The sequence below is a fragment of the Curtobacterium sp. VKM Ac-2889 genome, assembly GCF_015350855.1.
GTDB classification, from domain to species: Bacteria; Actinomycetota; Actinomycetes; order Actinomycetales; family Microbacteriaceae; genus Curtobacterium; species Curtobacterium poinsettiae.
Genome location: NZ_JADKSC010000001.1, coordinates 729,285 through 741,219 on the forward strand (window position 1 = coordinate 729,285; position 11,935 = coordinate 741,219).

Consider the following 11,935-nt stretch of genomic DNA (forward strand, 5'->3'; position numbering starts at 1 on the left):
CACATACCCGGTATGCGCACGCAAGCGCGGATCTGGACAGGGCGAAAAACGGACGGGAGGCGCGGTGCCAGCTGGCACCGCGCCTCCCGTCCGTCGGCTGGTCGCGTTCGCGACCCGCGGTCGCGTCCGAAGGGTCAGTGACCCAGCTTCGCCAGCTCCTCGAACTCGTCGTCGGTCAGCTCGACCGTGGCACCCGCCAGGTTGTCCTCGAGGTGCGCGACGCTCGACGTGCCGGGGATCGGCAGCATCACCGGGGAGCGCTTGAGCAGCCACGCGAGCGCGAGCTGCGCCGGGGTGGCGCCCTTGCGCTCGGCGATCTCGGTGAGCGGCGAGTCCTCGCCGGTCAGGCCACCCGTGGCCAGGGGGAACCACGGGATGAAGCCGATGCCCTGCTGCTCGGACCAGTCGAGCAGCTCCTCGGCGTCACGCTTCTGCAGGTTGTAGAGGTTCTGCACGGAGACGATCGTGGCGATCTGCTGCGCGGCCTTGACCTCGTCGACGGAGACCTCGGACAGGCCGATGTGGCGGATCTTGCCCTCGTCCTGCAGCTTCTTCAGCTCGCCGACCTGGTCTCCGAGCGGGACCTTCGGGTCGATGCGGTGCAGCTGGAACAGGTCGATGCGCTCCAGGCCCAGGCGGCGGAGGCTCATCTCCGCCTCTTGCCGCAGGTACTCGGGGCGGCCGACGGGCGGCCAGACGTTCGGGCCGGTGCGGGTCAGGCCGGCCTTCGTCGCGATGACGACGTCGTCGCCGTAGGGGTGCAGGGCCTCCTTGAGGAGCTCCTCGGCGACGTAGGGGCCGTACGAGTCGGCGGTGTCGAAGAAGGTCACGCCGAGCTCGACGGCGCGCTTGAGGACGCGGATCGCCTCGTCGTGGTCCTTCGGCGGTCCCCAGACGCCGGGGCCGGTGAGCTGCATGGTGCCGTAGCCGAGCCGGTTGACCTCGAGGTCGCCGCCGATGCGGAAGGTGCCGGAGGACGCGGCCGGACGGTTCGTGGTGTCAGTGCCTGTGGTCATGCCCCCCGGTCTACGCCCGGTGCGTTGCCGGTCCCTGAGTCGGTGTCCCCCGACCGCTTGCCGTGTTCGCAGAGTCCACGGACGGGTTCGTGCGCACCGTGGCGTTCGGAGCGGTCGTGCTGCCGTTCAGGCCGCGCTGCTGCTGATCCGCGTCGCGGTCGCCCAGTCGTGCACCCAGTCGGGCAGCGTCAGGTCGCGGTCCGCGCCACCCGCAGCCTCGAGCAGGTCCGCGGTCGGCACGGTCCCGCCGGAACGCCGCAGGAACCGGGCCTGCACCACGGCGCGGGCCATCACGGCACCCTGTCGCACGAACGTCTGCTCCAGGTACACGGCACGGTCGTCGACCCCGAGCACGTGGGTGCGGAGCTCGAACCGCTGCCCGAGCGTCAGCGACCGCTTGTACGTGATCGTCTGCGCCGACACGACGGGGTACCAGCCACGTTCGGACAGCACCGCCCAGTACCCGGAGCGGAGCATCAGGTCGAGCCGACCCAGGTCCAGCATCGACAGGTACTTGCCGTTGTTGACGTGCCGCAACGGGTCGAGGTCGGTGGGAGCGACCCGGAACGGCGTCCGCACCTCGTCCCAGAGCGACGCCCGGCGGCGTCCACCGACCCGAGCGCGCAACCGGGTGCGCAGCTGCAGCAGGAGCAGTCGGAAGTACAGGTTCACGGGTCGATCACACCAGTGGACCGCGTGCTCGTGCCAGCACCTTGGAGGAACCTCACCAAGCGCGCGGGCGACCGGTGACCCGGAACGCCTGGTCCCGACAAGCGGCGCGAACGGCGGGGCGCAGTCCAGCTCGGCCGGTTCAGCCGGGGATGCCGCCGCCGGCGCCGGTGATGCCGGGATGCGCGGACTTGGCGAGCCCCTCGGTCCTGGAGTGCGCCGCATCGGCTTCGGCCGCGGCGCGTGCGCTGTCACGCGGATCCGACAGGTCTTCGATCGATTCGAGCGCCCGCCGACGACGACGGTTCTGCACCTCGAGCACGGTCAGCAGGGCGCCGATGACGACGACCATGGCGATGACGATCCACATGACGACCACGACACTCCCCCGAACCCGGGGCCCCTGCCCCGTCCCTGGCAGCGTAGCGATGACGAGGCGGGTACAGCCAGTGCCTCCCGCCGTCCCGGGGACCGGGAGTAGACCTGCAGCATGCACACACGCAAGCTCGCAGACCTCGAGGTCGGACCCATCGGCCTCGGAACCATGGGCATGAGCGCCTTCTACACGGGCGCCGGCACCGACGACGACGAGTCGATCCGCACCATCCACCGCGCGATCGACCTCGGCGTCACCCTGTTCGACACCGCCGAGGCGTACGGCCCCTACACGAACGAGGAACTCCTGCGCCGCGCGCTCGAGGGCCGTCGCGACGACGTCGTCATCGCGACCAAGTTCGGCCTGTACCGCCACGAGGCCGGTGAGGAGACCCCGACGCAGCAGCGCGGTCTCTCCAGCCAGCCGGAGTCCGTGCGCGAGGCGCTCGAAGGCTCCCTCCGTCGCCTCGGTACGGACCACATCGACCTCTACTACCAGCACCGCGTCGACCCCGCCGTCCCGATCGAGGACGTCATCGGCCAGCTCGCCGGCTTCGTGCAGGAGGGCAAGATCCGGCACATCGGGCTGTCCGAAGCCGGAGCCGAGACCATCCGCAAGGCCCACGCCGTCCACCCGATCACCGCACTGCAGAGCGAGTACTCGCTGTGGACGCGGGACCCCGAGGGCGACGTGCTCGACACCCTGCGCGAGCTCGGCATCGGCCTGGTGCCGTACTCGCCGCTCGGCCGCGGGTTCCTGACGGGTGCCATCACGAAGCCGTCCGACCTGGACTCCGACGACTTCCGCCTGGCGAACCCGCGCTTCCAGCAGGAGGCGTTCGCGCAGAACATGCGCATCGTCGACGCCGTCAAGGACATCGCGACCGAGGCCGACGCCACTCCGGCGCAGGTGTCGCTCGCATGGCTGCTGGCCCAGGGCGACGACATCGTCCCGATCCCCGGCACGAAGCGGGTCCCACGCCTCGAGGAGAACGTCGGCGCAGCCGACCTGACCCTCACGACGGACCAGCTGTCGCGCCTGTCGGCGCTGCCGGTCCCGACCGGCGACCGCTACCCCGACATGTCGACCATCGGTCGCTAGACGCGACCGGTTGACGGACGGGAGGCCCGGTGCCAGCTGGCACCGGGCCTCCCGTCCGTCGTCAGTCGCGTTCGCGGACGCGAGACGCCGGCGTCAGCGCGTGACGCCCCCGAATCCGGCGGCGTCTCGCTGACTCGGCGGCGTCTTGCGAGCACGCCGGCGTCTCAGACCTCGGCGGCGAAGGACGCGGCCCGGACCTGCAGGTCCTCGATGCGCCGGAGCCGCGCTGCCTCGACGTCGTAGCCCTCGTAGGCGGGCGGCGGCAGCTTCCGGACGTTCCGCGAGCACTGGAAGTCCTGGCACACCAGGGTGCCGACGGTGTTGCCGTTGCGACCGGCCGGCCCGGACCGCTTGGCGCTGTAGAACGTGACGTCGTTCGGCAGCTTGACGTCCTGGCACCACGAGCACTGGGCGCGGGAGCGCGGCGAGGCCTCGGCCTGCCGGAACAGGATGCCGATCAGTTCGCCGTCCAGGGTCGGCACGACGGCGTACGCCCGCCGACCGATCTTCGGGTCGCGCCAGCCGAGGTAGTCGAGCGCGTCCCAGTCGAGCGTCTCGAAGCCGGCGGGCAGTGTGATGTCGGTCGTCTCCTTGCGGGAGGCGTTGACGAAGGACGTGCGGAGGGTCTTCTCCACGATGGGGAGCATGGGTGATCGCTTTCGAGCAGGCCCGGGGTGTGCGGACGCACACCGCACCGGGCGGAGGAGGTCAGGGTTCGACGAGGACGGCCGCGCCCGAGGGCACGACCGGGGGCCTCACGCCCTGATGCCGGCGATACGGGCGCCGACCACCTCCTGGAAGCTCACCCGACCAGCCTACGACCGGGTGTCAAGCCCGGGCCGGGCCGGTGCCGCCGCGTTGATCGTCCGCGGTCAGTTCGGCGTCGCCGTGACCAGGACGACGGAGCCCTCGTACGTCGGGCGGATCCGGAGCGACCCGTGCCGTCGGTCCCACTCCCCCGATTCCAGCGCGGTCCGGAGCGCAGCGACCGACCGCCGGACGGTGAACTCGTCGACCAGGTCCCATGCCGGGTCCGCGCGGCGCACGGCTGGGTCGAGCAGGCGTTCCGGGCGGGCGTAGTACGCCTCGGAGAACCCGTCGACGCACGTGAACGGGATCGGCAGCGGGGTGCTCGTCACGGTGTCGTCGCCGAGCGCGTCGGCGATCCGGGGCAGTGCCGGGTGGCGACGGGCCTCGGCCGCCAGCACCTCGGGGGCGTACTCGGCGAGCCAGGAGCGCTCGATGCGGTCGGGGTCGAACGTCACGAGCACGATCGGCCCTCGGGTCAACCGACGCACCTCGGCGAGCCCGCGCTCGAGGTCGGCCCACCCATGCAGCGAGAAGGTCGACACCGCGGCGTCGAAGGTGTCGTCGGCGAAGGGAAGGTCCTCGGCGGCCTGCACCGCGGTCACGTCGCGGTCGGTCGGCGCGTAGGACCCGGCGGCACCGGCACCGGCACCGGCACCGGCACCGGCACCGACGTCGAGCACGGTCCGGGCGTCGCCGAGGGCCTTCGCGACCGCACGGGCGAATGCGGGCTCGGGCCGGCGGTGCTGCCGACGGTCCGCATCCCCTGCTGAGCCGTCCGTCGTCCTGGTCACGTCCCCACCCTACGAACCCGCGCTGCTATCTTCGGCAGATGCTCGCAGACAGTGGTCTCGGATTCGTCGTCGTCCTGTACGCCCTGTTCGTGCTGGCGCTCGCCGTGCTGGCCGTCGCCCTCATCGTGCTCGTGTTCGCCGCGATCCGCGTGCTGCGGTTGTCGGCGACGGAGCGTCAGCTGCGCATCGAGCGGATGCGCTCACCGGAGCTGTTCGACGGCGACGTCCCGCCCCAGGCCTGACGGTCCGATCGCGGCGCTGACGCACCTGCCCGTCGGCGGGCCGGGTCAGTCGACGGACTCGGACTCGGACTCCGACTCGCGGACGGCCGCGTACTGCTCGGCCCGTTCCGTCGCGGCCCAGCTGCCGAGCAGCGCGAGCGACCGCTCGGAGTCGCTGCCCGGTTCGGCCGAGTACGAGAACAGCGTCAGACCGGGGTCGGCGACCAGGTCGAGCGCCTCGTAGGACAGTCGGAGCTCCCCCACGATCGGGTGGTCGATGCGCTTCTTGCCGGTCCGCTGCATCCGGACGTCGTGTGCGGCCCACCAGCCGCGGAACTCCTCGCTCCGGGTGGAGAGCTCACCGACGAGCGTGATGAGCCCCGGCTCGCAGGGGTTCGACACCGCGGCGGTCCGGAGCACGGCCACGGCGTCCTTCGCGGTCTGCGCCCAGTCCGGGAAGAAGTCGCGGGCCGCCGGGTCGAGGAACGTGAAGCGTGCGGTGTTGACCGGGCGCCCGGGCCCGGCGAAGAGCGGTGCGTACAGGGCACGGCCGAGTTCGTTCGTCGCGACGACGTCCCCGCGCTCGTTCCGCACCCAGGCCGGGGCGCCGGTGATCGCGTCGAGCAGGCGCTGGACGCCGGGGCGGACGCGGGTCGGCACGTTCCGGTGCATGACCTTCGCGCCGGAGTTCGCCAGGCGCGTCAGGTCCCACAGGTGCGCACGCTCGTCCTCGTCGAGCTGCAGGGCGCTCGCCAGACCCTCGAGCACACTGTCCGAGACGCCCTTGAGCGAGCCGCGCTCGAGCCGCGTGTAGTAGTCGACGCTGACGCCGGCGAGCATGGCGACCTCGTGCCGACGCAGCCCGGGGACCCGCCGCACCCCGCCGCCGAACGACGGCATGCCGACCTGCTCGGGGGTGAGCCGCGCCCGCCTGGAGGACAGGAAGTCGCGGATCTCGTTGCGCACGTCGATACCCATGCGACGAGCGTACGTGCCCGGGCCGTGCGGCACGCGGGCGGGAGGGCCGTGGCGGGGCCGCCGGCCGTCGCCGACTGGTCACGACACGTCGCGTGCCGCCCGCCGGGTGGTCGCGACCTGTCGGCTGGTGGCGCCGCAGGCGACGGCCTGTGACCGAGCGTCGGCGTCTGGCGGGGTGTTGTGACCGCCCGGAGCGGACGGGAGGCGCGGGACGGCCCCGCCACGCGCCTCCCGTCCGCCGTCTGGTCGCGTTCCGTTGCGTGACCGGCCGTGCCCGACCGGTCACGACACGTCGCATGCTGCCCGCCGGGTGGTCGCGACCTGTCGGCTGGTGGCGCCGCAGGCGACGACCTGTGACCGCTCGCCGGCGCCCCGCGGGGTGTTACGACCGCCCGCCGCCACGGGCCTCCCGTCCGCCGTGGTCCCGCGATCAGGGCGCGGCGTCGGCCCCGATGCGCACGCGCGCGACCCGGTGACCGTCCATGGCGGTCACCTCGAGGCGATGGCCGCCGGCCACGACGACGTCGCCGACCTCGGGCACGCGGTCCAGCTGCACCTGCACGAGCCCGCCGACCGTCTCGTAGTCGCCGTCCGGCAGCACCGGTCCGCCGTCCGCTGCCAGGTCCTCGAGCACCGTGGCGCCGTCGACGCCGTCGTGCGCCAGCACGGACTCGTCGTGCTCGGCGGTGTCCCACTCGTCCCTGATCCGACCGACGAGGTCTTCGAGCAGCGCCTCGAGCGTGACCATGCCCGCGCTGCCGCCGTACTCGTCGACGACCAGGGCGATCTGGTGGCCGTCGGTGCGCATGTCCGCGATCGCACTCGACAGCGACTTCGTCTCGGGCAGGGCGAGCACCGGCCGGACGAGCGTGGCGACGGGGGCCGCGGGGTCGACCGGACGCAGCAGGTCACGGAGGTGCACGAAGCCCTGCACCTCGTCACGCCCGCCGGAGGTCACGAGGTACCGCGTGTGCCCGGCCGCGATGGCCTGGTCGGTGGCCTCGGCGACGGAGACGCCGGCGTCCAGCGTCGAGACGTCGTACCAGGGGCGCATGGACTCGCGCAGGATGCGGTCACCGGCGTCCAGGGCGCTGCGGGCGATCCGGCGTCCCTGCTCGTCGACGCCGGTGTGCTCGTCGACCAGGCCGCGGAGCTCCTCGGTGCTCATCGACTCGCTGCGGGCGTTCGGGTCGCCACCGAGCAGTCGCACGACGGTGTCGGTGGACTTCGAGAGCAGCCAGATCACCGGCCGCATCAGCACCGCGAAGCGCTCCAGGGTCGGGGCGACGGCCATCGAGAAGCCCTCGGCACGCTGCAGGGCGAGGCGTTTCGGCACGAGTTCGCCGAACACGAGCGACAGGTACGCGATGACCAGGGTCATGAGCACGAGGGCAACTGCCTCGGACGTGCCCCGCTCGAGCCCGAGTCCCTGGAAGAGCGGCGCGACGTCGGGCGCGATCGACGACGCTCCGTACGCGGCGGAGAAGAACCCGGCGACGGTCACACCGATCTGCACGGCGGACAGGAACCGGTTCGGGTCGCGGCCGAGCTCGGCGACCCGCACGCCCCGGGGGCCGCGGCGTTCGAGCTGCTGCAGCTGCGATTCACGCAGGGAGACGAGTGCGATCTCGGCGGCCGCGAAGACCCCGCCGACGAGCACGAAGAGGATGACGAGCCCGAAGGCGATCCAGGTGTCGGCGCCCATCAGCGGGCAGCTTCCTCGGATCGACGACGGGCGGGCGGTCTGTGGGGATCGTCCATGCCTGTGAGTCTGCACAGGACGACTGGGACATCACCGTGCTGGTGCTCGACAACGGCTGTGGATCGTCGCGCGGCGACGGGGCGTGGTCGCTACAGGGTGAGCGAGCGACCGATGCGGGCCTCGAGCCACGCCTTCGGGTCGATCGGCGTGACGCCGTCCATCAGGACCTCGAGGTGCAGGTGCGCGCCGGTCGAGACGCCGGAGGACCCGACGAGTCCGATGAACTGTCCGGCCGCGACGGTGTCGCCGACCTTGAGCGGCGACGACCCGGGGATCATGTGGCCGTACAGCGTGGACACCTGACGGCCGTCGACCACATGGTCGATGATGACCGCGTTGCCGTACGAGAAGTACGTGCCGGAGACCCGGACCTTGCCCGCGGCGACGGCACCGATCGGCGTCCCCATGCCCGGGGTGAAGTCGAGGCCCTGGTGCAGCGACGAGCACGCGCCGCACGGTGCCGAGCGGTAGCCGAAGCCGGAGCTCATCTGCACGGGGCCGGGGAACGGCGAGCGGACCGCGCCGCCGAACGACACGGCCCCACCGGCGGTGCCGGAGGACCCTGCCGTCTTCGTCGTGACGGTCGACCCGCCGCCGACGGTGAACCCGTCGCGGTCGGAGCCGGCGGCCGTGACCGCCTGGGTCACGGCGTAGTCCTGGGTGCGCACGATCGGCGCGATGGTCGAGGTGGCCATCGAGGTGCCGGCGCTGGCGTGTGCGGGCATCGCCGACGCGGCGAACATCGCGATGGCGGCGGCGGCGCTGGTGAGCGTGATGCGTCCGGCGCGGGCCGACCGGGAGGCCCTGGGTGCGGTCGCCGTGCGGGTTGCCCGGGGTGCGGGGCGGCGGACCACGCGCTGGATGCGGTCGTCGACGTGCTCGGTGGTGGCGCGCGCGGCTGCGGCGCGGCGGCCGGTCGGCTCGGTGGTGGCGAGGACGAGGGGCTTCGCTGGCTTGGCGGGTTTCGCGACCTTGGCCGGCTTGGCGACCTTGGCTGGGTTCGCGACCTTCGCCGCCGGAGCCGCCTTGCTGCGACGCTGCGGTCCGCGGGCGGCTGCGCGCTCGGCTTCGAGGGCGGCGCGACGGGACAGGTGCACCACCGGGGTCGCCGGGTGCTGTTCGGGTTCGGGTGCAGTCGTCATGGCCGCCAACCATTCTGCACGACTCTGTCGCTTTGTACAGGCCCTTCCGTGATCTTTTCGTTACCGAGTCGGCTGGGAGGGGCCTGATCACCCTGTGCTGCCGCGTCCCCCGGGCCGCCCCGATCAGTACGGTCGAGGGAAAGCGACGGAAGGACCCGCACCATGGCCCGAACGCCGCGCGAGCGGTACGGAACGGTCGACCTGTCGTCGGCCGACGTCGTGCTGGCCGGTACCCAGGAACTCCTGCCCGTGCTCCGGGCCGCGGCCGTGCGCGCCGGCATCGACGCCGCACGGATGCGGGTCATCGGGGTCGACGACCTGCCGGACCCCGAGGAGACCTGGGATGCCGCGCTCGCCGTCATCGCGATCCGTCGCCCCGGTGACGACCCCGCGTTCCACCGGGCCCAGGCGGCGGCCGAGCTCATCGCGCCGCTGCTCGCGCCGCACGCCGTGCGCATCGTCGTCACGGTGTCCGGGGTGACCCGCCTCGCACCGAATCTCGAGCGCACCCTGACGTCCGAGGTCCTGCACCAGATCGACGCGGCCTCGGCGTCGTCCGGGTTCCGACGCCCCTTCCGGCCCCTGCGCATGCGGCTCGGCCTCGCCGGGCTCCGTGCCGCGGGCGTCCGGGTGTTCCGCGTCTCGCTCGGCGACTGACGCGCTCACGCCCCACTCTGGGGGGCGATGTATCTTGATGTCGAGACATCCTGCGCCACGAGTACCGTGGACGTACCGACGGTCGAACAAGGGAGTACCCGCCAGCATGGCCAAGATCATCTACACCCTCACGGACGAGGCGCCGTTCCTCGCCACCCACTCCTTCCTCCCGGTCATCCAGGCCTTCGCCGGCACCGCGGGTGTCGACGTCGAGACCCGCGACATCTCGCTCGCCGGCCGGATCATCGCCCAGTTCCCGGAGCGGCTCACCGACGAGCAGCGCCTGGACGACGCCCTCGCCGAGCTCGGCGACCTGGCGAAGACCCCCAAGGCGAACATCATCAAGCTGCCGAACATCTCGGCGTCGATCCCCCAGCTCAAGGTCGCGATCAAGGAACTGCAGTCGCAGGGCTACGACCTGCCCGACTACCCGGACGAGGCCACGACCGACGAGCAGCGCGACGTCCGCGCCCGCTACGGCCGCGTCCAGGGCAGTGCCGTCAACCCGGTGCTGCGCGAGGGCAACTCCGACCGCCGCGCACCCCTGTCGGTCAAGAACTACGCCCGCAAGCACCCGCACCGCATGGGCGCCTGGTCGCGTGACTCGAAGACGAACGTCACCACCATGGGCGTCGACGACTTCCGGTCCAACGAGAAGTCCTGGATCGCCCCCGCCGACGACGTCCTGACGATCACCTTCGTGGCCGAGGACGGCACCGAGCAGGTCCTCAAGCAGTCGATCCCCGTGCTGCAGGGCGAGGTCGTCGACGGCACCGTGCTGCACGTCGCCGCCCTCGAGTCGTTCCTGCGGAAGCAGATCGAGCGTGCCGCGGCCGAGGACGTCCTGTTCTCCGTGCACCTCAAGGCCACGATGATGAAGATCTCCGACCCGATCATCTTCGGGCACGTCATCAAGGCGTTCTTCCCGTCGGTGTTCGAGCGCTACGGCGCCGACCTCGCCGCCGCCGGCCTCACCCCGAACGACGGCCTCGGCTCGATCCTCGCCGGCCTCGGTGCGCTGCCGAACGGCGCCGAGATCGAGCGCGCCTTCAAGCAGGGCATCGCCGACGGCCCCGAGCTCGCCATGGTCGACTCGGACAAGGGCATCACGAACCTGCACGTGCCGAGCGACGTCATCGTCGACGCCTCGATGCCCGCGATGATCCGCACCTCGGGGCACATGTGGGGTCCGGACGGCGACGAGCACGACACCCTCGCCGTCATCCCCGACTCGAGCTACGCCGGCATCTACCAGGCCGTGCTCGACGACTGCCGCGCCCACGGCGCCTTCGACCCGTCGACGATGGGCTCCGTGCCCAACGTCGGCCTGATGGCACAGAAGGCCGAGGAGTACGGCTCGCACGACAAGACCTTCGAGCTCCCCGGCGCCGGTGTCGTCCGCGTCACGACCGCCTCGGGCGACGTCGTCATCGAGCACGACGTCGAGCCCGGTGACATCTGGCGCGCCTGCCAGACCAAGGACGTCGCCATCCGCGACTGGGTGAAGCTCGCCGTCACCCGCGCCCGTGCTTCCTCGACGCCCGCCGTGTTCTGGCTCGACGAGACCCGCGCGCACGACGCCAACCTGATCGGGCTCGTCCGGAAGTACCTCGGCGAGCACGACACCGACGGCCTGCAGATCGAGATCCTCGCGCCCGAGGACGCGATGCGCTTCTCGCTCGAGCGCATCCGCCGCGGTGAGGACACCATCTCGGTCACCGGCAACGTCCTGCGCGACTACCTGACCGACCTGTTCCCGATCATGGAGCTCGGCACCTCGGCGAAGATGCTCTCCGTCGTCCCGCTGCTCGGCGGCGGCGGCCTGTTCGAGACCGGCGCCGGTGGTTCCGCGCCGAAGCACGTGCAGCAGCTCGTGCAGCAGAACTACCTGCGCTGGGACAGCCTGGGCGAGTTCCTGGCCCTGGCGGTCAGCCTCGAGCACCTGGCCGGTGTGACGGGCAACGAGCGGGCGAAGATCCTGGGCGAGACCCTCGACCGCGCCACCGGGACGTTCCTGGAGCAGGACAAGTCCCCTGGCCGCAAGCTCGGCTCGATCGACAACCGCGGCAGCCACTTCTACCTGGCGAAGTACTGGGCCGAAGAGCTCGCCGCGCAGACCCAGGACACCGAGCTCGCGGCGTCGTTCGCGGACCTCGCGGCGAAGCTCGGTGAGCAGGAGCGCACGATCGTCGACGAGCTCGTCTCGGTGCAGGGCCACCCGGCAGACATCGGTGGCTACTACCGCCCCGACGACGCCAAGACGAGCGCGGTCATGCGCCCGTCCGCCACGCTGAACGCGGCGCTGGCAGCGCTCTAGCAGCGCCCAGCCCACGGACGGGAGGCCCGGTGCCAGCTGGCACCGTCCCTCCAGGCACGGCCGTCACCCCGCTGGCGCGGTGCGCCGGTACCGGC

The 11,935-nt window shown here is 71.8% G+C and carries 12 protein-coding genes; 4 read left to right on the plus strand and 8 right to left on the minus strand.

The window, feature by feature from the left end; all coding sequences use genetic code 11:
• Positions 1-134 precede the first annotated feature (134 nt).
• From ITJ50_RS03675 to ITJ50_RS03685, 3 genes are all read right to left on the minus strand, one after another.
• Entirely contained in the window at positions 135-1,016 is an 882-nt protein-coding gene (locus tag ITJ50_RS03675; protein ID WP_194589940.1) for an aldo/keto reductase, read from the minus strand.
• A gap of 126 nt (positions 1,017-1,142) precedes the next feature.
• Complete coding sequence (locus ITJ50_RS03680) at positions 1,143-1,688, minus strand: acyl-CoA thioesterase (RefSeq protein ID WP_194589941.1); 546 nt, start codon at positions 1,686-1,688, stop codon at positions 1,143-1,145.
• A 139-nt stretch (positions 1,689-1,827) separates the two neighbouring features.
• Complete coding sequence (locus ITJ50_RS03685) at positions 1,828-2,055, minus strand: hypothetical protein (RefSeq protein ID WP_194589942.1); 228 nt, start codon at positions 2,053-2,055, stop codon at positions 1,828-1,830.
• 120 nt (positions 2,056-2,175) lie between these two features.
• Between ITJ50_RS03685 and ITJ50_RS03690 the strand changes: the two genes are divergently transcribed.
• Positions 2,176-3,162: an aldo/keto reductase gene (locus tag ITJ50_RS03690; RefSeq protein WP_194589943.1), complete on the plus strand. Its 987-nt coding sequence runs from the start codon at positions 2,176-2,178 to the stop codon at positions 3,160-3,162.
• Positions 3,163-3,326: 164 nt separating this feature from the next.
• On the opposite strand, the gene ITJ50_RS03695 is transcribed toward ITJ50_RS03690, so the two are convergent.
• On the minus strand, positions 3,327-3,809 hold the full coding sequence (locus ITJ50_RS03695; RefSeq protein ID WP_017887881.1) for an FBP domain-containing protein: 483 nt from the start codon (positions 3,807-3,809) through the stop codon (positions 3,327-3,329).
• A 225-nt stretch (positions 3,810-4,034) separates the two neighbouring features.
• Positions 4,035-4,763 carry a class I SAM-dependent methyltransferase gene (locus ITJ50_RS03700; protein ID WP_194589944.1) on the minus strand — a complete coding sequence of 243 codons (729 nt, stop codon included), beginning with the start codon at positions 4,761-4,763 and terminating at the stop codon, positions 4,035-4,037.
• Positions 4,764-4,801: 38 nt separating this feature from the next.
• Here ITJ50_RS03700 and ITJ50_RS03705 point away from each other — a divergent pair, with 38 nt between their 5' ends.
• Complete coding sequence (locus ITJ50_RS03705; protein WP_017887883.1) at positions 4,802-5,005, plus strand: hypothetical protein; 204 nt, start codon at positions 4,802-4,804, stop codon at positions 5,003-5,005.
• A 45-nt stretch (positions 5,006-5,050) separates the two neighbouring features.
• Here ITJ50_RS03705 and ITJ50_RS03710 read toward each other — a convergent pair whose 3' ends face one another.
• The 3 genes from ITJ50_RS03710 to ITJ50_RS03720 all read right to left on the minus strand — a co-directional run bounded on the left by ITJ50_RS03710 (position 5,051) and on the right by ITJ50_RS03720 (position 8,866).
• A complete protein-coding gene (locus tag ITJ50_RS03710; protein WP_017887884.1) occupies positions 5,051-5,962 on the minus strand; it encodes a helix-turn-helix transcriptional regulator in 912 nt (303 codons plus the stop codon).
• A gap of 430 nt (positions 5,963-6,392) precedes the next feature.
• A complete protein-coding gene (locus ITJ50_RS03715; protein WP_194589945.1) occupies positions 6,393-7,667 on the minus strand; it encodes a hemolysin family protein in 1,275 nt (424 codons plus the stop codon).
• A gap of 146 nt (positions 7,668-7,813) precedes the next feature.
• Positions 7,814-8,866, minus strand: coding sequence for a M23 family metallopeptidase (locus ITJ50_RS03720; protein WP_017887886.1), 1,053 nt, complete (start codon positions 8,864-8,866; stop codon positions 7,814-7,816).
• Positions 8,867-9,028: 162 nt separating this feature from the next.
• On the opposite strand from ITJ50_RS03720, the gene ITJ50_RS03725 reads away from it, so the two are divergent.
• On the plus strand, positions 9,029-9,523 hold the full coding sequence (locus tag ITJ50_RS03725; protein WP_071250024.1) for a hypothetical protein: 495 nt from the start codon (positions 9,029-9,031) through the stop codon (positions 9,521-9,523).
• A 106-nt stretch (positions 9,524-9,629) separates the two neighbouring features.
• Positions 9,630-11,840, plus strand: a complete 2,211-nt coding sequence (locus ITJ50_RS03730; RefSeq protein WP_194589946.1) for an NADP-dependent isocitrate dehydrogenase — start codon at positions 9,630-9,632, stop codon at positions 11,838-11,840.
• Positions 11,841-11,935 lie beyond the last annotated feature (95 nt).